Genomic DNA, 20,495 nt, shown 5'->3' with positions numbered 1-20,495 from the left:
GGGGACCGCGGATTACGCAGTCTGTGCTTGCAGCCAAACCATCTTGGCGCGGAGCTCTTTGCCCACCTTCTCGATCGGGTGTTCCATGTCTGCCTGCTGGAACTTCTTGTAGTTCGGCAGGCCTGCTTCGTACTCGGCTTCCCAGTTCTTGGTGAAGGTGCCGTTCTGGATGTCGGTCAGCACGTCCTTCATGCGGGCCTTCACCGAGGCATCGATAACGCGCGGGCCGCTGACGAAATCGCCGTACTGCGCGGTCTCGGAGATGAACTCCAGCATGCGGGTGATGCCGCCTTCGTAGAACAGGTCGACGATCAGCTTCAGTTCGTGCAGCACTTCGTAGTAAGCGATTTCCGGCTGGTAGCCGGCTTCCACCAGGGTTTCGAAGCCGGCCTGGACCAGCGAGGACGCGCCACCGCACAGCACGGCCTGCTCGCCGAACAGATCGGTTTCGGTCTCTTCCTTGAAGGTGGTCTTGATGATGTTGGCGCGGGCGCCGCCCAGGCCAGCCGCATAGGCCAGCGCGAACTGCTCGGCCTTGCCGCTCTTGTCCTGGTAGACCGCGTAGATGCACGGCACGCCGCGGCCGATTTCATACTCGCGACGCACCAGTGCGCCCGGGCCCTTCGGCGCGACCAGCACCACGTCCAGGTCGGCGCGCGGCTCGATCATGCCGAAATGCACGTTCAGGCCGTGCGCGAACAGCAGGCAGGCGCCCTGCTTCATGTTCGGCGCCAGCACCTCGTTGTACAGCTTCTTCTGCACCATGTCCGGGGTCAGTACGGCGACCAGGTCGGCGTCCTTGACCGCTTCGGCCGGGCTCTTGACGGTGAAGCCATCGGCCTGCGCCTTGACTTCGGTGGGGCCGCCAGCGCGCAGGCCGACAACCACGTCGAAGCCGGATTCACGCAGGTTCATGGCATGGGCGCGGCCCTGGCTGCCGTAACCGACGACGGCGATTTTGATCTGGGGCAGTTCGTTGGTGCTCATGGTGCTTGGTTTCCTTGCAATGAAGAGAGTCAGGCAGAAATAAAAACGGCCGTTGCGTCAGGACGCAGCGGCCGGGGCGGGCGGGGGAGGCACCATGCAGGTCGCAGCGCTGCGGCTGGCGGCGTTGGCGGTGTGTTTCCTGGAGGTGTCAGTGGTTGGGTACATGGTTTCAGATGAAATAGAAGCTGGAAACGAAAAACCCCGCACCGGGGTCGGCGCGGGGTCTTTAGTCGAATCTGGCTGTCTTTACGTTACGCGCCAGTCTGCCCCGCACCTGTTGGCTCGGTAATAAGTACGAGTACGAGAATCGACGCCGCGGCGTGGGCCGGGGTCGATGTCAGGTCAGCGGTGGCGTTGTGGCGTTGCAGCATGGGTCGAGATAACCATCGCGTCGTCGTCATGTCAACGCTTGCAGGTGTGATTTCCCGGATCTGGCGCGGAAGCCCCGTCGCAGCAGCATGGTTGCGACTGAAACCTGCAGGCTCAAGCGCCAGCCGCAGCCGGTTTGCGCGGATTCCGGTCAATGCCACGAGTTGATTGGGCCGGAGGGAATATTTGTCCTGTCGTGATTGGATTGCGTCGCTTTTGCCGGTTTAGCAAGTAACAGGCTCTTTCTGGGCCGGCCGGAGGTAGGGAACCATGACGCAGAAAACAGGACAGGACATCACGTGTGCAGGCGCACACCGGTGTGACGTACCCGGCGAGGGGCGGCCCCCCGGTCTGCTGCAGCTGATGGGTCAGGGAGGTGTTCTGCCGGCGCCGCTGATCTACCGGAAGGGCTGGGCCCTGCTCGGCTACCTGTCGGTCGAGTCCAATCGCATGCATTCGCGGGCAGCGCTGGCGGCCCTGTTGTGGCCCAGCCTGGGGGAGACCAGTGCCTTGACCAACCTGCGCCAGGTGTTGAGCAACCTCAATCGCTTCTGCAATCTGGTGATGGAGGAGGGCATTCTGCGCATCGAGCGCTCGACGGTTGGCCTGATGCGCGGCGGTGAGCCCATGTTCGATATCGATCTGCTGGAGCAGGCGCCGTGCGAATCGGTTCATATGATGGCCGAGCAGCGGGTGTTCCTGGATGGAATGGAGGACATTGCCGACTCCAACTTCCAGAGCTGGTTGGCGAGTACCCGCCAATCGCTGGACGCACAGCTGATCGACGCGGCGGCACGCTGCTGCGATGAAATGCTGGAAGCATCGCGTTGGGAGTCGGCGATGCAGCTGGCCAATGCCTTGAGCAAGCGCGATCCATGGAATGAAGCGCATACCCGGCGGGTGATGCGCGCCCACGCCGGCACCGGCATGCGGGGCGCGGCGCTGAAGGTCTACCAGCGATTCGAATCGGTATTGCGGCAGGAGCTGGGGCTGGATCCAGACCAGGAGACGCGTGGCTTGCTGGAGCAGATCAGTAGCGGACACGAGGCAGCCGGCTTGATCGGAATGGCGTCTGCACGGATGTAGGGCGGGGTTGCCCGCGGCGGACTGCGAGCTGGCGGTCTTGCTGTGGGAGCGGCGTCAGCCGCGAAGCTGGGGTTGCTCAATCCGCTTCATCTGGTGACGTCCCTGTTTGGGCTGCGGATGCTTCTCCTACAAGACAGCGTGATGCCCGGGGCTTGGCTTGGCTGGCTTGAACGCAGGGGGGACGGGGAGTGCATTGCCGGGCGCCTGCACAAGGCGTGCGCCAGCGCGGTGGCTGGGCTATCGTCCCGCCATTCCCTTGCTGGTTGTCTGCCATGCTGCGTAGCGCGTTGTTGCTTGCCCTGTCTACTGTGTCGGTAACGGCGTTTGCCGCAGACCGCATCACCGGCCATGAATTTGCCACCCGCTCGGAAGTCATAGCGCCGCATGCAATGGCAGCCACCTCGCAGCCGCTGGCCACGCAGATCGCGCTGGACGTGATGAAGGACGGCGGCTCGGCGATGGATGCGGCCATCGCTGCCAATGCCGCGCTGGGATTGATGGAGCCGACCGGCAATGGCATTGGCGGTGACCTGTTCGCGATCGTCTGGGACCCGAAGACGCAGAAGCTCCATGGCTACAACGGCTCGGGTCGTTCACCGCGTTCGTTGACGCTGGCGGAGTTGCAGCGGCGTGGTTTGAAGGAGATTCCCGCGACCGGGCCGCTGCCGGTGTCGGTGCCGGGCGCGGTGGATGGCTGGTTCGCATTGCATGAACGCTTCGGGCGCAAGCCCATGGCTGAAAACCTGGCGCCGGCCATCGCCTACGCCCGCAATGGACATCCGGTTTCCGAGGTCATTGCGTATTACTGGGACCGCTCGGTGCCCAAGCTGTCGCAGTATCCGGGTTTCAAGGAGCAGTTCACCATTGATGGACACGCGCCACGCAAGGGACAGATGTGGCGCAATCCAAACCTGGCAAACACCTTGCAGCAGATTGCCGATGGTGGCCGCGATGCGTTCTATAAAGGCGACATCGCGCGCGGCATTGGCGACTACTTCAAGGCCAATGGCGGTTATCTGAGCTACGAGGACATGGCCGCGCATCACGGCGAGTGGGTCGAGCCGGTCAGCAGCAACTACCGAGGCTATGACGTATGGGAACTGCCACCGAACAGCCAGGGCATCGCTGCGCTGCAGATCCTCAACGTGCTGGAAGGCTACGATTTCTCGAAGATTCCATTCGGCTCGGCCGAGCACATCCATTTGTTCGTTGAAGCCAAGAAACTGGCCTTCGCCGATCGTGCCCGCTTCTATGCGGACCCGGCGTTCTCGCCGGCACCGGTACAGCGACTGATTTCCAAGGACTACGCTGCGCAGCGCCGCAGCCTGATCTCGATGGACAAGGCCTTGAAGGAAGCTCAGCCGGGAACGCCCAGGCAGCTGGAGGAGGGTGACACCATCTACATGACCGTGGCCGATGCCGACGGCATGATGGTGTCGCTGATCCAGTCCAACTATCGCGGCATGGGCAGCGGCATGGCGCCGCCGGGGCTGGGCTTCATCCTGCAGGACCGCGGCGAGATGTTCGTGTTGCAGAAGGATCATCCCAACGGCTATGCGCCGGGCAAACGGCCGTTCCAGACCATCATTCCGGCCTTCATCACCAAGGACGGCAAGCCGTTCGCCAGCTTCGGCGTGATGGGCGGTGCGATGCAGCCACAAGGGCATGCGCAGATCGTGATGAACCTCGTCGACTTCGGCATGAACCTGCAGGAGGCCGGCGATGCACCACGCATCCAGCACGAGGGCTCCACCGAGCCTACCGGACAGGCGACGGCGATGCGTGATGGTGGCGAGCTCAATCTGGAAACCGGGTTTTCCTACGAGACGATACGTAGCCTGATGCGCAAGGGCCATCGCGTGGTATTTGCCGACGGCCCTTATGGTGGCTATCAGGCAATCATGCGTGACCCGGAAAGCGGCGTTTACTACGGTGCTTCGGAGAGTCGAAAGGATGGGCAGGCGGCGGGGTACTGATCGTCGCTTCTTTTGGTTGTGGCAGGGGCAACGCCAAAGTCAAAGCCAAAGCCAAAGCACCCCTCCCCAACCCTCCCCTTCGCTGCGCGAAAGGGAGGGGGTAGAAGCGGCTACGTCGCCATCTTGTAGATCGCCAGGAACGGCCCCCTCCCTTTCGCGCAGCGAAGGGGAGGGTTGGGGAGGGGTAGCTCTTCGCTGCCGTCCCTACCACCCAATTATTCAGCCACATTGCGCAGCTGGATGCGAAGCCAACCAGATGCGCCGCGGCAATTCACAGCTCCCGCAGCTCCCGCCTACTTGTCCAGACCTGGCGAACGCTCGGTGACTGCACGTGCTTCTTCCTGTGCTGCCTGCTCGCGCTCGATCCATGCCTCGATCATGTGCCGTGCGCGCTGCGCGAGCCGGCGCTGGCGGTTGTGCTCGGCGTCCAGCACGCGGTACAGCGATACCATCACCAACACCATCAACAGCGCGAACGGCAGTGCGGCAATGGTGATCATGCCCTGCAGTGCATCCAGCCCACCCGCCAGCAGCAATGCCGCGGCGATCAGTGCAATGGCAATGCCCCATACGAGCTTGCGTGACAGCGGCGGATCACCGGCTTCATCGGTGGACATGCTGGCCAGCACCAGCACCGCGGAATCGGCCGAGGTGACGAAGAAGATAACGAGCAGGACCAAGGCCAGGCCCGCCAGCAGCAAGGAGGCCGACATGCTGTCGAACAGCGTGAACAATACCGTCTCATAGCCATTGCCCAGCGCCTGGACCAGATCGGCGTGGCCAGACAGCTGCGCCCACAACGCGGTGCCACCGAACACCGAGAACCACAGGAAGCCGAGCAGGGTTGGCGCCAGCACCACCCCGACCACGAACTCGCGCACGCTGCGGCCGCGTGAAACCCGCGCAATGAAGGACCCCACGAACGGCGCCCAGGCAATCCACCAGGCCCAGTAGAAAATGGTCCAATCGGCGACCCAGGTGCTGCCCGAGAAGGGCGACATGCGCAGGCTCATCGTCACCAGCTGGTTCAGGTAGGCGCCCAAGGTAGTGGTGAAGGTATCGAATATGAAGCCGGTGGGGCCGAGCACCAGCACTGCGGCAAGCAGCAATGCCGCCATTGCCAGATTGAAGTTGGACAACCACTTGATGCCACGGTCCACGCCGCTGGTGGTGGAGATCATGTAAAGCACGAAGGCGATGGCAATGACCGTCATCTGCAGCGGCACGCCGGCGGTGACGCCGAACACACGTTGCATACCGGCCGCGATCTGGATGGTGCCGAATCCCAGCGTGGTGGCGACACCGATTGCGGTGGCAACCACGGCGGCAATGTTCACCAGCTTGCCGATCCAACCGCGATGATGGCGGCCGATCACCGGCTGCAGCATGTCGCTGATCAAGCCGCGGCCATTGCGGTTGTACTGGAACCAGGCCATTGCCAGCCCGATCAACGCATAGATCGCCCAAGGGTGCAGGCCCCAATGGAAGAACGAGTAACGCATCGCGGCGCGGGCGGCATCCATGCTTTGCGGCGGCAGGCCTTCCGGCGGGGTGACGAAATGCGATATCGGCTCGGCCGCGCCCCAGAACACCAGGCCGATGCCCATGCCGGCGGCGAACAGCATCGACAGCCAGCTGGCGCGGGAGAAGTCCGGCTCGGCATCTTCACCGCCGATGCGCAGGCTGCCGAAGCGGCCGAACGCCAGGTACAGCAGGAAAGACAGTGTCAGGAACACGATCAGCAGGTACATCCAACCAGCGCCACGCACAACCTGGGCCAGCGCGGCCTGCACCACGTCGTTGAAGGGACCGGGCGCGAGGCCGGCAATCAGCACCAGTAGCGCGACCAGTGCAATGGAAATACGAAACACCATGAAGGAGCTTCTCCGATCAAATGAGCGATTGAGGGGAGCGAGCCTGAGCTTGCAGGACAACCGGCTGGCACCATGGCGCCGGGCCGGGAAAGGAGGGGCGGCAAGCGCCGCAAGGCAGTCATTCGAAACGAGCCTGCGCGCGATGTTACTGAATGGCGCGTCACGATTACGTTAGTGGCCTGTGACGCTGTGTAGGGAGACGCCTGCGGTCAGCAGCTGCAGCCCGTTGACCGGTGTTCCTGCTGGCTTGGCTTTCCCATCGATTGCAGGTCTAATGACGCCCGAAGCGGGGGTACCGTGACCATAGGGTCGCGGTTGAGACATACCCTTCGAACCTGATCCGGCTCATACCGGCGTAGGGAAGCTTCGTGTGCCGCCAGTCGATGCGCCCGCAATGGGCCGGGGCCGGCTGGCGTGCGCCTTCGCTTCGTTCCGTCATGCGAATCCCTCGCGTGGCCTTCGCACCCCGCGTGTGGATAGACCAGGACGAATGCCAATGAACGCACAGCCCAGCCTGCAGCAACAGGCCCAGCAACTTTCCGAATCCGTGACCCGGCCGATTCCCGGCTCGCGCAAGATCTTCGTCTCTGGTTCGCGCCCGGACCTGCAGGTGCCGATGCGCGAGATTGCGTTGACCCGCACGCCCACCCTGTTCGGCGGCGAGGAGAACCATCCGGTCACCGTGTACGACACCTCCGGCCCGTATACGGATCCGCAGGCCAACATCGATCTGGCAGCGGGGCTGGCGGCGGTGCGCAGCGCCTGGATCGAGGAGCGCGGGGATACCGAGCAGTTGGCCGGTCTCAGCTCCGAGTTCGGCCGTGGCCGCCAGCACGATGGCAGGCTTGATGCCGTGCGCTTTCCCGGCCGCACGCTGCCGCGCCGCGCGATTGGTACCGCCAATGTCACCCAGATGCACTATGCGCGGCGCGGCATCGTTACCCCGGAGATGGAGTACGTCGCCATCCGCGAGAACCAGCGCTTGGATGCGGTGCGTGATGAAGGACTGCTTGCCCAGCATCCAGGGCAGAGCTTCGGCGCCAGCATCCAGCAGATCATCACCCCGGAATTCGTGCGCGATGAGATCGCGCGCGGCCGCGCGGTCCTGCCGAACAACATCAACCACCCCGAGTGTGAGCCGATGATCATCGGCCGCAACTTCCTCACCAAGATCAACGCCAACATCGGCAACAGCGCGGTGTCGTCGGGCATAGCCGAGGAAGTGGAGAAGCTGGTGTGGGCGATCCGCTGGGGCGGCGACACGGTGATGGATCTGTCCACCGGCAAGCACATCCATGAGACGCGCGAGTGGATCGTGCGCAACTCACCGGTGCCGATTGGCACGGTGCCGATCTACCAGGCGCTGGAGAAGGTGGATGGCCGGGCCGAGGAGCTGACCTGGGAGATCTTCCGCGACACCTTGATCGAGCAGGCCGAGCAGGGGGTTGATTACTTCACCATCCACGCCGGGGTGTTGCTGCGGCACGTGCCACTGACTGCGAAGCGTGTCACCGGCATCGTCTCGCGCGGCGGTTCGATCATGGCCAAGTGGTGCCTGGCGCACCACAAGGAAAATTTCCTCTACACGCACTTCGAGGACATCTGCGACATCATGAAGGCCTACGACGTGTCCTTCAGTCTCGGTGACGGCCTGCGTCCGGGCTGCATTGCCGATGCCAACGATGCGGCGCAGTTCGGTGAACTGGAAGCGCTGGGCGAGTTGACCAAGATTGCCTGGAAGCATGATGTGCAGACCATCATCGAAGGCCCCGGCCATGTGCCGATGCAGCTGATCAAGCAGAACATGGACAAGCAGCTGCAGGAGTGCGGCGAAGCGCCGTTCTATACGCTGGGGCCGCTGACCACCGATATCGCGCCGGGTTACGACCACATCACCAGCGCGATCGGTGCGGCGATGATTGGTTGGTACGGCACCGCGATGCTCTGCTACGTGACGCCGAAGGAACACCTGGGCCTGCCCAACCGGCAGGACGTGCGCGACGGCATCATGGCGTACAAGATCGCCGCGCATGCCGCCGATCTTGCCAAGGGCCATCCGGGTGCGCAGGTCCGCGATAACGCCTTGAGCAAGGCGCGTTTCGAATTCCGCTGGGAGGACCAGTTCAATCTCGGTCTGGATCCGGAGAAGGCCAAGGAATTCCATGATGAAACACTGCCCAAGGACGCGCACAAGCTGGCCCACTTCTGCTCGATGTGCGGCCCGCATTTCTGTTCGATGAAGATCACCCAGGATGTGCGTGAGTACGCGGCCGAGCAGGGCGTGGATGAAGGGCTGGCGTTGGCGGCGGGGATGGCCGAGAAATCGGCGCAGTTCCGCGAGCTGGGCGCGCAGGTCTACCGGGTCGAGTAGACACGCGGTACGGGGCGGGGCATCCCGGCGGGTGCCCCGGCCCTTGCTTGACGCCGGGACCGCGACGGACGTGTTAGCGTTCGCTCGTCCACACCAGGGGTAGGCCATGAAACTTCGCTTCGTTTCCTTGCTTCTCGTCTTGTCCTCGCTGCTCCTGCTGGGCGCCTGCGCCAGCACGCCGCGTGTAGCCAGCCAGGCCGATCCGACTGCCGACTTTTCGCGCTACCGCAGCTTTGCGTTCTACACCCCGCTGGCGCTCGAGCAGCACGGCTATACCACCATCACCAGCAACCGCATCCGCGCCGCGGTGCGCACGCAGATGGAGTCACGTGGTTACCGGTTCGATGAAGCCAACCCGGACCTGTGGGTGAACCTCAACGCCTACCTGCAGGACAAGACCCAGGTCACCACGATGCCGGAAGTGGATTACGACTATTACTACAGCTACCGCGCCCGCGGTTATGTCGCCGTGCCGTACTGGCGTGACCGCACCGACGTGCGCCAGTACACCGAAGGCACCTTGAACATCGACGTGGTGGATGCGCGGAAGAAGCAGCTGGTCTGGGAAGGCGTCGCGGTCGGTACGGTGGGGCGGGTGAAGCCGGAGCAGCGCGGCGAGCGCATTGATGCCGCGGTGGCCGCTATCTTTGCCGCTTACCCGTATCGCGCCGGGATGGCGACCAGTCCGGGTCCCTGAGGTCCGCCCCTGCGGGCCTTGGCTCAACCTCACCGTTCGGCACCGGCAATGAAGGGATGCGTATGCAGTCGCGCTTGAGATTGATCGTGATGGCGCGCAGGCACCCATCGGCATGGTTGCTGGCGGTGCAATTGCTGGGCGTGCTGCTTTACCCGGCGATGGAGCATATGCCGGCCGGACGCGCGTTGTTCGGCGCGTTCGGCATGGTGGTGCTGGGGTTGGCGGTGTGGGTGGTGCGGCGCAGTCCGCTGTTGCTGTGGCTGGCGTTGACGCTGGCGATCCCGGCCGTGGTGTTCTCCATCGCCGGTGCCTTGCTGGGGCGCCATTCGCTGGTCGCAGTGGCGCAGGCATTCGAGAGCCTGCTGTACTTCTATACCTCCTGCAGTTTGATTGCCTACATGCTGCAGGACCACAAGGTCACGCGCGATGAGCTGTTTGCTGCGGGTGCTACGTTTACCTTGCTGGCCTGGGCGTTCGCGTTTGCCTATTCAGTTTGCCAGCACGTCTATCCGGGCAGTTTTGTAGCCACCAGTGAAGGCGATTTCAGGAGCTGGGTCGAGCTGCTTTATCTCAGCTTCAGCTTGTTGTCAGGGGTAGGTCTGAGCGACGTGGTGCCAGTGCATCCGCAAGCACGTGCATTGGTGATGTTGGAGCAGTTTGCAGGCGTTATGTACGTTGCCTTGGTGGTTTCGCGGCTGGTTGGCCTGACCATCTACAAGGCAGAAAAAACTGAACGCTAGTTAAAAAAATCGCGCCGTGCGGCGCGAATCATGTAGCTGATTATGTAATTTCGTCGGCGAGAGAGAGCCTGATGTCGTCCACGTGTGGCACGTGGGGAACTTGGTTAGAGTAATATCTGTTCCAGATAAAACATTTGCTCTGTGCGTTGATGCCTTTTGCGGAATTTGGCGGCTTATAAGGGCATGGACCCGGAGAGCTGGACACAGGATTCGTGTCCGCCAGCGATTTTGAAAGACCGCGATGGCAACGAACCCCACCGAAAAACCTAGCTCTGACCGACTGCGCGTCGGTGAGTGTCTGGTGGTGCTTTCCTCTCGCGAGGTGCATCTGCCAGGGACACGCAAGATCCAGCGGCTCACACCAAAATCGGTGGGGGTGTTGTTGGCGCTTGCGCGCAGGCCGGGGCAGGTGGTGACGCGCGAAGAGCTGTTCGCCGAGGTCTGGCCGGACACCATGCCGACCAACGACGTGCTGACCCAGGCGGTCACCCAGTTGCGCAAGGCGTTTGCCGCAAGCGAGGCAGGCGAAGGTACACCCTATATAGAAACCATCGCCAAGACCGGATATCGGCTGCTGGCCGCGGTGGTTTGGGAGCCGGACGGGGATGTCGCGTCACCCGAGGGCGTTGAGGCGGGGGTCACTGATCCGGTCCCTGTAGATGCAGTTGAAGCAACCGTGCGCGAAGCAACGCGCTACAAGCGGCGGAGGATGCGACGTCATGGCCTGCTGGCAATCGGTATTGCCTTGCTGCTCAGCACACTGGTGATGGCATGGCTGCTGTGGGGGCGTGATGTGCCTTCACAGGTGGATGCAACGGTTGCCGAGGGCAACCGGGTGGTGGGCAGTCCTGCGCGCCCCTATCGGCTGATTACCGCAACCGAGGACGTTGAGGTCAATCCTTCGCTCTCACCCGATGGTGCGTTGGTGGTGTTCGCGCGTGAGAGGGACAACCGCTCCAGCTTGTGGATACAGAGTGTAAGCAACGCAACCGCCACGCCGCTGCTGGCCACGCCCGCAGGGGCTTCGGATCGCTTCCCGGTATGGTCGCCGAATGGCCGCAATATCGCCTTCGCGCGCTTCCTGTCGCAGGGGGACTGCGAGGTTCTGGTGGTGTCGGCAACGGGCACTGGCCTGCGCCGCGCCGCGCGTTGCGATGGTACCGATATGCTCAGCTTTGACTGGGCGCCGGACGGTGCGAGTCTGTTGTTTGGTTCCATGACCGGCCGTTACGCCAGCCGTGGCATACGCAGTCTGGACCTGGCATCGGGACGCTGGTCATCGTTGCAGTACGAAATCGGCGCAGACGATTTCGACTATGCGCCGCGCTACTCGGCGGACGGGAGAAAGATCGGTTTCGTGCGCAATCCCCAGGTAGGCGATATGTGGGTGATGGATGCCGATGGCGGCAACGCGCAGCGTTTGACCGACGAGGCCGCTGAAATCAGGGGCTGGAGCTGGTTGGGCTCGGATGAAATGGTGTTCGGCCGCCGTATCGACAGCGAAGCGCGCCTGTATCGCCTGGATGTGGCGACGCGCGCCTTGCGTGACATGGGCATCGACAACGCGCAGAGCCCCGCGGTGTCGCGTGGCGGTGGCAATCTGGCGTTCATGCGCAGCCAGCCGCAGTTCGGTTTGTACCGCATCCCGTTGGGAGCCGATGCTGGATCGGCGCAGCGCCTGTTTGCTTCCTCGGCGCGTGATGGCCAGCCAATGGTTTCCCCCGATGGCGGGCAGTTGGCGTTCACCTCGGACCGTTCGGGTGCGTTCGCGTTGTGGTGGGCGCGCCTGAATGAACCAGCGTCCCTGCAGATGATCGAAGGGGTGCGCCCCGAGGCGCGGCAGCCCATGGACTGGTCCGCCGATGGCCGGCGTCTGCTGGTGACCGGGCGAGATGCGGATGGCACACCGGGTATCTATGAAGTGGCGCCCGAGGAAGGCCACTGGGTGAAGCTGCCAGTGCCCGTACGTGAACCGTTGCAGGCGGTGTATGGGCCAGTCGCCGATACGCTGCTGGTGGTGGAACGCGGTGATGACGAGCGGATGGCGTTGACCTTGTTTGACCGCAGCCAGCAGCCTTGGAAACGGCTGGCGTCATTGGAAGGTGTGTCGCAGGTGCGTTTCGACAGCGCCGGACAACGGGTGCTGTTCACGCGCTTGGCCAGCGGCGGGCTTTGGCAGGCGGCGCCGGGCCTGAGTCCGGACAGCGTGAAAGCGGTGCACGCCGAGCTGCCTAGTCGCTGGCGTTACCGTGCTTGGGCCGTGGCTGCCAGCGGTGCGGTGGAATACCTGGACATCAGCCGGGACTGCAGTAGTCGGCTCACTGCAATCGCCGGTGATGGCAGCAGCCAGTGTCTGGATGCGAGCCGCTTCAGTGCGAGCAACGGCCTGAGCCTGGCGCCGGATGGAAAGGCAGTTTTCATCGCCTTGGCCGCCGCTGACAACGCCGATATCGGGATGATGCGCATTCCGCAGCGTGCGCCGCGACGGGTACTCGGCTTGGCTAAGTGGTTGTCGCCGTAGGAAATTGTGGTTTCGGAAATATTTCGTAGAGCTTATCGGGAAGAATTCGCCGCTTTCTCGCCGGACTTTCCTGACCCGCATCGCCAAAGTTGGCAAAACGTTCGCTCAATATGAGCAAACGATGGTGTGCGATATGCGGCAGGTTTCGTGGGTGGATCGTGGTCAGTCGGTGTCATTCGAGAAGCCTGCGGAGGATGGCCCGCGGCCTGCCTGTGTAGGTGTGGCGCGACTGGGCAGCCTGCAGACCTCGGGCACCGTGTTCACCGTGTGGTTGCAGCTGCGTGGCACCGCCTGGGTGGAATCCAAGGAAGGCAAGTTCCGCCTTCGCCAGCGCGAGTGGATTGCCTTTGAAAAGGAATCGCGCCCGCTGGTCCAGGCCGGCCGTGATGGTATGTGCATCGGTATCAGCCTGGACACCGATGCGCTGCGCATGCTCGGCACCCTGGCCGATTGCAGTGTCTACACCGGCCGCGGCCGCATGAGCCAGGGTGAGGCTCGCCTGGCGTTGCGCCTGTGGCGTGAGGCGCAGGCACCGGGCGCGACCATTCATCAGTTGCGTCCGCTGCTGCTGCATCTTGCTTCCCTGCAGCGTGACCTTGCCGGCACCGTGCAACGCTGCCCGGGTCGTTCGCGTATCCGCAAGCGCCAGGTGTTCGGTCGCATGCAGCGTGCGCGCATGTACCTGGAGGGCAACAGCCACCGCGTGGTGCGCATTGGTGAGCTGGCCGAGCTGACCAACTTCTCCAGCTGGTATTTGTCCAAGACCTTCCAGAGTCTGTATGAAGAGAGCCCGCAATCCTTGTCGGCGCGGCTGCGACTGGAGCGGGCGGCGATGCTGTTGCGTGATACCGACATGATGATTGGCGAAGTTGCGTCTGCCAGCGGCTTTGACAACTGCTGCAGCTTCGCGCGTGCGTTCCGCGCACGGTTTGGTGCGTCGGCCACGCAGTACCGTGAGCAGCCCGGGGCGTTGAAGCCAGATTCGGCAAAGCCTAAGGATGGCTCGCGCAAAACCAAGGTGGCAGTACGAACGTAACGTTCAGGGGTGTTTAACGCACCGCTAACTTTGTCGTTTGTTTAGCTCTTTGGAGAGATTGATGAAGCTTCGTAATTCTGCAGTGCGGTTGGGCTTGCTCCCGGCCGGCATTGCTATTGCCTTGACCCCCTCATTTGCTTCGGCGCAGGAAGCTGCTGCCGGTGCGACCACCCTGGATCGCCTGGAAGTCACTGGTTCGCGTATCCGCTCGGTGGACGTTGAGACCGCCCAGCCGATCTTCACTGTGTCCTCCGAGGACATCAAGCGTTCGGGTCTGGTCAGCGTTGGCGACATCCTGCAGAACCTGACCGTGTCGGGCACCCAGACCTTCTCCAAGGCTGCCGTGCTGGCATCCAACCCGGAGCAGGGTGGCCAGTACGCCAACCTCTACAACCTGGGTGAAATGCGCACCCTGGTGCTGGTCAATGGCAAGCGTTGGAGCTCCAGCCTGGCTGGCTTCACCGATATGTCGACCATTCCGAGCTCGCTGATCGAGCGCATCGAAGTGCTGAAGGACGGCGCCTCCGCCATCTACGGCTCCGACGCGATTGCCGGCGTGATCAACATCATCCTGCGCAAGGATTTCGAAGGCGCTGAAGCTTCGGTCTACTACGGCCAGAACAGCGACGGCGACGGTGCCAAGACCCAGTACAACCTGACCTTGGGCGCAGTTGGCGAGCGTTCGTCGATCATGCTGGGCGCTTCCTACACCAAGGAAGATCCGGTGTGGGCAAAGGACCGTGAACTGACCCGTTACACCTACGGCCCGAACCACGCTGCAGACGGCCTGAGCCCGGCCGGCCAGTGGGGTCGTTACACCGATCCGGTCACCGGCAAGGTGATGGTCATCAATCATCCGGGTGGCGTCGGCGCTGATTCCAGCGACCCGAACAACTACCACGAGATCAATGGCGATGATTATTTCAACGCCACTGAGCAGATGATGTTGAACCAGGGCTCGGAGAACAAGTCGGTCTTCGCCGCTGGTACCTACGACATCAACGACAACCTGCGTTTGAAGTCGACCGTGATGTACTCGGAGCGTGACTCCAAGCGTCAGATCGCTGGCTACCCGCTGACCGGTACTTCGCAGAAGAACTTCCCGGTTGCCCTGAGCAAGGACAGCGTCTACAACCCGGTCGGTGCTGATATCACCAGCTGGGGCCGTCGTATTTTCGAGCTGCCGCGCATCAGCGAAAACAACGTCAAGTCGTTCCACTTCGACGCAGCGTTGGAAGGCACCTTTGATTTCAACGACCGTCCGTTCGACTGGGATGTGGGCCTGAACTACAACCAGTACGACGTGACCGAAACCAGCAGCGGCAACATCAACCTGCTGGCACTGCAGAAGGCCCTGGGCCCGTCGTTCATCAACAGCGCAGGTGTGGCGCAGTGCGGTTCGCTGGCCAATCCGATTGCATTGGGCACCAATGCAGCACTGGGCCAGTGCACCCCGTTTGACGTCCTGGGTGGCGCTACCGCTGCTACCCCGGAAGCGTTGAAGTACATCAACACCCTGCTCAACGCGACCTCGCAGAGCAAGAGCAAGCAGTACTTCGCCAACATCACCGGTGGCCTGTTCGACATGCCGGGCGACGCTGGTGAGCTGGCCTTCGCTGCGGGTTACGAGCACCGCGAAGTCAGCGGCTACGACCACCCGGATGCACTGTCCTCGGCCGGTTACACCACCGACCTGGCTGCCGGCGCTGCCTCGGGCAAGTACAAGGCCAATGAGTTCTACCTGGAATTCATGGTTCCGCTGCTGCGTGACCTGCCGGGTGCCAAGGAGCTGTCGCTGGATATCGCCAGCCGCTACTCCGACTTCGACAAGTTCGGCGACACCATCAACAGCAAGTTCAGCCTGACCTGGCGTCCGATTGAAGACCTGCTGGTGCGTGGTACCTACGGCGAGGGCTTCCGTGCCCCGACCATGGACGACACCTTCGGTGGCGGTTCGCAGACCTTCGATCGCTTCACCGATCCGTGCGATGCACAGTTCGGCATGCTGAGCGATGCGCGCGTTGCCGCTCGTTGCCAGGCCGAAGGCCTGAGCTCGACCTACCGTCAGACCGATGCTGCTGGCAAGCCGATCACCGCGCGTGACACGCAGGCCAATGCTGCGTTCCAGTCGGGCGTGGGCAACGACCAGCTGCAGCCGGAAACCAGCAAGACCCGCACCGTGGGTCTGGTGTACAGCCCGAGCTATGTCCCGGGTCTGGACGTCTCGCTGGACTGGTACAAGATCACCGTTGATAACGTGATCACCGCCGTGTCCGCCAACTACGTGCTGGGCCAGTGCTACCAGAACGGTGTTGCGCAGTTCTGCGACCAGTACGGTCGTGATGCCACCACCGGTCAGGTCACCAGCCTGAGCCGCGGCAATGCCAACCTGGGCTCGCTGGAAACCGAAGGCTACAACTTCGGCGTCCGTTACCGCCTGCCGGAAACCGAGATTGGTACCTTCGGCGTCAACCTCGATGCGAACTACCTGAGCGCCTACCGTCAGCAGTCGACCAAGGGTGCCGAGTGGGACAACTACGCCGGTTACTGGAACTACCCGCGCGTGCGTGCAACCCTGGGCCTGAACTGGGCCAAGGACACGCTGTCGGCTAACTGGGGCATGCGTTACTACGGCGGCTTCCGCGACTACTGCTACGACGATGGCGTTGAGTGCAACGAGCCGAACTACCAGACGCCGAACGGTGGCTGGTCGGGCGGCACCGGCGCCAACAAGAAGGGTGCGATCGTGTACCACGACGTGTCCGTCACCTGGCAGGCTCCGTGGGATGGCAGCGTGACCGTCGGCGCCCGCAACGTGTTCGACAAGCAGCCGCCGATCACCTATTCGGTGAGCAACAGCAGCGCCTCGCAGATCGATCCGATGCTCGACTACGACCGCTTCCTGTTCATCCAGTACAACCAGCGCTTCTGATCCATCGAAGCTCTGTGATGCATGACGAAGGGTGGGCCGCACGGCCCACCCTTTTTCTTTGTGCGTTGCGCGCCCCGGGCAAGCGCAGCGCATCTGGAATCGGTGCCGCAGCGTGAGCCAACGCTTTGGTCGCACGCCAGCCGCTTTCAACGCGCGGAAACAACAACGGCCGCTAGGCGGCCGTTGTTGTTCAATCCATATCTTGCGTTGTGATGCAGCGCTGGCTCAGGCGTCGACGCTCAAGCCCATCATCTCATCGGCAATGGCACGCCATTGCTCAAGCTTGGGCAGTACGCCGACATTGGCCAGATACTGCTCATCTACGGCGGTGCCGGCGGCCAGTGCAGTGGCGACGTGGACGGCACCGGCCACCCAGAAACTGCGCACATTCGAGCGCCCCGGCTGCAGCTGGAAGGCGACGGCTTCGATGATCGGCATCGGCAGGCCCCACAGGCCCATCAGATAGGCACCAGCCTCGGCGTGGCCGGGACGCGGGTCATCGGCCTCCGCGGCCTGGCGTTCATCGCGTACGCCGGGCAACAGCAGGCCGATATCGGCCAGCAGTGCGGCGGTGGAGCCGAGCTCGGCGCTGGACGCCGGCAGCATCTTGGCGGCCAGGCGTGAGGCCATCAATGCGCGTGATTGCAATGCGTTGCGGTCGGGCCCGGACATGCCGGGCAGGGCGAATACTTCACTGGCCAGGACCAGGTCGCGCAGGGTGGCCATGCCCAATCGGGTCACTGCGCCCCGCAGGTCGGAAATGGCACGGCCGCTGTTGAAGAAGGCCGAGTTGGACAGCTGCAATACCTTGGCGGCGATGGCCGGATCGGCTGCGATCAGCTTGGCGATCTCCGCAGAATCGCTTTCCTCGTCCTCTTCCAGCGCGTGGGTCAGGCTGATGTACAGGTGCGGCGGCGAGGGCAGCTTTTCGATGCGGCCGATCGTCTGGCGCAGGTGTGGGCTGTCCAGCAGTTCGCGCAGTTCCTCCAGGCTGGTCAATGCTTCAAGCAGCACTTCCGGGGCCAGCGGCAGCGGGAGGAAACGATGGGCCACGCCAATGATGCGGGCCGATGGCACGCGCTGGTTGTTGTCGCCGTCGATCAGGGCTATGCGGATGGTTTCCGGGCGTAGCGTGCGGATCTGCCCGAGCAGGGTGGCCGGGGCCAGGTCCGGCAATACCGGCGCAACGATGATCGCGTCGATGGTGGCCGAGGACACCGCGACGATGGCGGCACTGCCATCCGGGACCGACTGTACTTCCCACTCATCGCCCAGATCGGCGACGTACTCAAGCAGCTCGGCCGACAGGTTGGCTTCGCCACCGACTAACAGGATTCGCAAGACACTTCCCCTTGGACAAAACGCAAAATCCGCACAAAAAAACAGGCCGGAAACCGGCCTGTCAATGTAGCTGCTCGCTGGCAAAGGGTCATGCCCTCTGCAAGGAAAACGTGATGGTTGTCGCTACGCAGGGCCCGTGTTACGACCCTGCGCCGGCACAATCAGACGTCCTGCTCCTGGGTGGCGAGGTAGGTCTTGTGCGCCTCGCTGAGGATGCGCTTGGCTTCGGCGGCGTCGCCCCAGCCTTCGATCTTGACCCACTTGCCCTTCTCCAGGTCCTTGTAGTGCTCGAAGAAGTGGCCAATGCGCTCCAGCCAGTGGCTGGATACCTGGGCGATGTCTTCCACATGGGCGTAGCCGCTGAAGATCTTGGCGACCGGCACGGCGAGGATCTTCTCGTCGCTGCCAGCTTCGTCGCTCATCTTCAGCACGCCGACCGGGCGGCAGCGCACGACCGAGCCCGGGACCAGCGGCAGCGGCAGCACCACCAGCACGTCGGCCGGGTCACCGTCGCCGCACAGGGTCTGCGGCACGAAGCCGTAGTTGCAGGGGTAGCGCATCGGCGTGGACAGGATGCGATCGACGAACATCGCGCCGCTTTCCTTGTCCATTTCGTACTTCACCGGCTCCGAATCCTTCGGGATCTCGACGATGACGTTGATTTCTTCCGGCGGGTTCTTGCCCGGCGAGACCAATTTCAGGCTCATTGCGCTGACTCCGAATCGTTGTTGGTTGAAAAAGAGCTCCATTCTACGCGCACCACTATTGCGGCGCACCAAACCCGACTGGCTGGCCGGTCCGGGGTGGGCGGGGGGGAACACACTGTCGCGCAATACATATGAGAACCATTATCATTATGCGGATATCCTTGTCCGCCCAAGGCTGCCTGACGCAGGCGGCCTGTCTTGCCTTAACAGCCCTGCCCCATGTCCAGCAACGCCACCACCTTGACCGAACTGCTGATCCGCGAACGCCCGGCCTTGCTGCGTCTGGTGCGCCAGATCCTCGGCAGTGATGGCGGCGCGGACGACGTCATCCAGGGGGTGTGGTTCAAGGTCCGCGGGGTCGGCAATGAGCCGGTGATCGGCAATCCGCGTGCCTACCTGTACCGGCTGGCCAGCAACCTGGCCACCGATCACGGTCGTGAACGCACGCGTCGGCTGCGCCTGCAGGCCGAGAATTACCTGTGGGGAGCGGACGAGGTGCTGTCCACCGAAGAGCAGGTGATGGCGCAGGATGAGCTGGCGCGGGTACTGGAAGCGGCCGACCACCTGCCCGAGCCTACCCGCAGCATGTTCCGCCTGAACCGCCTGCAGGGGCTGACCCAGCCGGAAGTGGCACGGCGCATGGGGGTCTCGGTGACCACCGTCGAAAACCACCTGCGCCTGGCCCTGCAGCGCCTGGCCTGGGCGCGCAGCGGCGACTAGCCTCGCAGCTACCCTTGGGGATGCGGCGCCGCCAATCGTCTTGTATTCCGTCCGTACCCACCAACAGCATCACCATCTGAGCCAGCCCATGCGCCCGCCGTCCTCTTCCGTCCCGCCCGAGAATCCCGTTGCGCAGCAGGCGCGCGACTGGGTGCTGCGGCTGGCATCGGGAACCATGGGCGAGCCTGACATGCAGGCGTTCGAGCAATGGCTGCTGCAGCCCGGGCACCGCCACGCGTTTGAACATGAACGCGTGCTCTGGCGCAGTCTCGCTGCCCGCCCGCAGACCACGGTGCTGGTGCAGCGCCCGCAGCGGCATGCGCGACGGCGCTGGTTGGCGGCAGTGGCGGTGCTGGCGCTGTTCTGCGGGGTGATGTCGGCGCCGGAGCTGGCGCTGCGCATGCGCGCGGACCACCGCGCGGATGTTGCCATCCAGCATGTCCGCCTGCCCGACGGTTCAACCGCGGTGCTGGATGCTGGCGCCGCTATTGCCGTGCATTACGGCGAGGCCACCCGGCGTATCGAGCTGCTGCGTGGGCGCGCCTGGTTCGAGGTTGTGCCGCAAGCCGGCGCACCCTTCCGCATTACCGTCGGTGATGGCGTGGTGGAGGATATCTCCACCGCATTCGTGGTCAGCCGGGAAGCTGATCGCGTCGATACCGCGGTCGAACAGGGGCGAGTGCGGGTAGCAGCACGCCCTGACCAGGGCTGGATGTACCTGCAGGCAGGCCAGGCCGCGGGCTGGAGCAATGGCGGCGTTGCCGAGCGCGGCGCGGAGTTTGCGCCTGATCATGTCGCTGCATGGCGACGCGGCGAGCTGTTGCTGGAGAACGTGCCGGTGACGCAGGTGCTGGCCGAGTTGGGGCGTTATCGGCCCGGCCATGTATTCGTGCGTGGCGATCTGTCGGCGTTGCCGCCGATCAATGCCGCGTTGCGTCTGGATCAACCCGAGCAGGCGCTGGACGCGCTGGCTGCGGGCAGTGGCTTGCGCGTGACGCGGTTGCCGTTCGGCATCGCCATCGTGCAGACACAGGAAAACGAGCTGCCAGCGCGTCGCTAGCTGAGCTGGGCGATTGATCTTGGGGGTTTGCCCGGTTCATTCGTCTTAACCCCGACCGTACCTCAGCCGCCGCCACGT

Annotated in this window: 14 protein-coding genes and 1 riboswitch; of the genes, 10 read left to right on the top strand and 4 right to left on the bottom strand. The window is 63.3% G+C overall.

Annotated elements, in window-relative coordinates; translation table 11 throughout:
- Nucleotides 1-12: 12 nt before the first annotated feature.
- On the bottom strand, nucleotides 13-987 hold the full coding sequence (ilvC, locus tag AC13FW_RS01495; protein WP_481511693.1) for a ketol-acid reductoisomerase: 975 nt from the start codon (nucleotides 985-987) through the stop codon (nucleotides 13-15).
- 732 nt (nucleotides 988-1,719) lie between these two features.
- On the opposite strand from ilvC, the gene AC13FW_RS01490 reads away from it, so the two are divergent.
- Complete coding sequence (locus tag AC13FW_RS01490) at nucleotides 1,720-2,442, top strand: AfsR/SARP family transcriptional regulator (RefSeq protein WP_482987940.1); 723 nt, start codon at nucleotides 1,720-1,722, stop codon at nucleotides 2,440-2,442.
- A 272-nt stretch (nucleotides 2,443-2,714) separates the two neighbouring features.
- Nucleotides 2,715-4,418, top strand: coding sequence for a gamma-glutamyltransferase (gene ggt / locus AC13FW_RS01485; RefSeq protein WP_482987939.1), 1,704 nt, complete (start codon nucleotides 2,715-2,717; stop codon nucleotides 4,416-4,418).
- A 293-nt stretch (nucleotides 4,419-4,711) separates the two neighbouring features.
- Here ggt and AC13FW_RS01480 read toward each other — a convergent pair whose 3' ends face one another.
- Nucleotides 4,712-6,292: a BCCT family transporter gene (locus AC13FW_RS01480; RefSeq protein ID WP_482987938.1), complete on the bottom strand. Its 1,581-nt coding sequence runs from the start codon at nucleotides 6,290-6,292 to the stop codon at nucleotides 4,712-4,714.
- A 278-nt stretch (nucleotides 6,293-6,570) separates the two neighbouring features.
- A riboswitch (TPP riboswitch) is annotated at nucleotides 6,571-6,672 on the top strand.
- 116 nt (nucleotides 6,673-6,788) lie between these two features.
- Here AC13FW_RS01480 and thiC point away from each other — a divergent pair.
- From thiC to AC13FW_RS01450, 6 genes are all read left to right on the top strand, one after another.
- Nucleotides 6,789-8,663, top strand: a complete 1,875-nt coding sequence (thiC, locus tag AC13FW_RS01475; protein WP_482987937.1) for a phosphomethylpyrimidine synthase ThiC — start codon at nucleotides 6,789-6,791, stop codon at nucleotides 8,661-8,663.
- 106 nt (nucleotides 8,664-8,769) lie between these two features.
- Complete coding sequence (locus tag AC13FW_RS01470; protein ID WP_296251861.1) at nucleotides 8,770-9,360, top strand: DUF4136 domain-containing protein; 591 nt, start codon at nucleotides 8,770-8,772, stop codon at nucleotides 9,358-9,360.
- 56 nt (nucleotides 9,361-9,416) lie between these two features.
- Nucleotides 9,417-10,100 (top strand): ion channel, encoded by a 684-nt coding sequence (locus AC13FW_RS01465; protein ID WP_296251859.1) that lies wholly within the window; start codon nucleotides 9,417-9,419, stop codon nucleotides 10,098-10,100.
- Between the two features lie 241 nt (nucleotides 10,101-10,341).
- Complete coding sequence (locus AC13FW_RS01460) at nucleotides 10,342-12,621, top strand: winged helix-turn-helix domain-containing protein (protein WP_482987936.1); 2,280 nt, start codon at nucleotides 10,342-10,344, stop codon at nucleotides 12,619-12,621.
- Between the two features lie 133 nt (nucleotides 12,622-12,754).
- Complete coding sequence (locus AC13FW_RS01455; RefSeq protein WP_482987935.1) at nucleotides 12,755-13,657, top strand: helix-turn-helix domain-containing protein; 903 nt, start codon at nucleotides 12,755-12,757, stop codon at nucleotides 13,655-13,657.
- Nucleotides 13,658-13,718: 61 nt separating this feature from the next.
- On the top strand, nucleotides 13,719-16,589 hold the full coding sequence (locus tag AC13FW_RS01450; RefSeq protein ID WP_481614947.1) for a TonB-dependent receptor plug domain-containing protein: 2,871 nt from the start codon (nucleotides 13,719-13,721) through the stop codon (nucleotides 16,587-16,589).
- Between the two features lie 225 nt (nucleotides 16,590-16,814).
- Here the strand turns inward: AC13FW_RS01450 and AC13FW_RS01445 are convergent, their stop codons facing one another.
- On the bottom strand, nucleotides 16,815-17,930 hold the full coding sequence (locus AC13FW_RS01445) for an HDOD domain-containing protein (protein ID WP_296251853.1): 1,116 nt from the start codon (nucleotides 17,928-17,930) through the stop codon (nucleotides 16,815-16,817).
- 161 nt (nucleotides 17,931-18,091) lie between these two features.
- On the bottom strand, nucleotides 18,092-18,637 hold the full coding sequence (gene ppa / locus AC13FW_RS01440) for an inorganic diphosphatase (protein WP_282268572.1): 546 nt from the start codon (nucleotides 18,635-18,637) through the stop codon (nucleotides 18,092-18,094).
- 219 nt (nucleotides 18,638-18,856) lie between these two features.
- Here ppa and AC13FW_RS01435 point away from each other — a divergent pair, with 219 nt between their 5' ends.
- Together AC13FW_RS01435 and AC13FW_RS01430 are read left to right on the top strand one after the other, a co-directional pair.
- Nucleotides 18,857-19,357, top strand: coding sequence for an RNA polymerase sigma factor (locus AC13FW_RS01435; protein WP_282268570.1), 501 nt, complete (start codon nucleotides 18,857-18,859; stop codon nucleotides 19,355-19,357).
- An 88-nt stretch (nucleotides 19,358-19,445) separates the two neighbouring features.
- Nucleotides 19,446-20,417 (top strand): FecR family protein, encoded by a 972-nt coding sequence (locus tag AC13FW_RS01430; protein ID WP_482987934.1) that lies wholly within the window; start codon nucleotides 19,446-19,448, stop codon nucleotides 20,415-20,417.
- Nucleotides 20,418-20,495: the final 78 nt, after the last annotated feature.

This window comes from Stenotrophomonas sp. 21LCFQ19 (genome assembly GCF_056861425.1).
This window is presented reverse-complemented; position numbering and strand designations above follow the sequence as displayed.

What these genes read in the sequence shown, in the direction of transcription:
- AC13FW_RS01455 (WP_482987935.1), top strand. Translation starts at nt 12,755, where the DNA reads ATGCGGCAGGTTTCGTGGGTGGATCGTGGTCAGTCGGTGTCATTCGAG.
- AC13FW_RS01430 (WP_482987934.1), top strand. Translation starts at nt 19,446, where the DNA reads ATGCGCCCGCCGTCCTCTTCCGTCCCGCCCGAGAATCCCGTTGCGCAG.
- ggt (WP_482987939.1), top strand. Translation starts at nt 2,715, where the DNA reads ATGCTGCGTAGCGCGTTGTTGCTTGCCCTGTCTACTGTGTCGGTAACG.
- AC13FW_RS01480 (WP_482987938.1), bottom strand. Translation starts at nt 6,292, where the DNA reads ATGGTGTTTCGTATTTCCATTGCACTGGTCGCGCTACTGGTGCTGATT.
- AC13FW_RS01470 (WP_296251861.1), top strand. Translation starts at nt 8,770, where the DNA reads ATGAAACTTCGCTTCGTTTCCTTGCTTCTCGTCTTGTCCTCGCTGCTC.
- AC13FW_RS01450 (WP_481614947.1), top strand. Translation starts at nt 13,719, where the DNA reads ATGAAGCTTCGTAATTCTGCAGTGCGGTTGGGCTTGCTCCCGGCCGGC.
- AC13FW_RS01465 (WP_296251859.1), top strand. Translation starts at nt 9,417, where the DNA reads ATGCGTATGCAGTCGCGCTTGAGATTGATCGTGATGGCGCGCAGGCAC.
- ppa (WP_282268572.1), bottom strand. Translation starts at nt 18,637, where the DNA reads ATGAGCCTGAAATTGGTCTCGCCGGGCAAGAACCCGCCGGAAGAAATC.
- AC13FW_RS01490 (WP_482987940.1), top strand. Translation starts at nt 1,720, where the DNA reads ATGGGTCAGGGAGGTGTTCTGCCGGCGCCGCTGATCTACCGGAAGGGC.
- AC13FW_RS01435 (WP_282268570.1), top strand. Translation starts at nt 18,857, where the DNA reads ATGTCCAGCAACGCCACCACCTTGACCGAACTGCTGATCCGCGAACGC.
- ilvC (WP_481511693.1), bottom strand. Translation starts at nt 987, where the DNA reads ATGAGCACCAACGAACTGCCCCAGATCAAAATCGCCGTCGTCGGTTAC.
- AC13FW_RS01460 (WP_482987936.1), top strand. Translation starts at nt 10,342, where the DNA reads ATGGCAACGAACCCCACCGAAAAACCTAGCTCTGACCGACTGCGCGTC.
- thiC (WP_482987937.1), top strand. Translation starts at nt 6,789, where the DNA reads ATGAACGCACAGCCCAGCCTGCAGCAACAGGCCCAGCAACTTTCCGAA.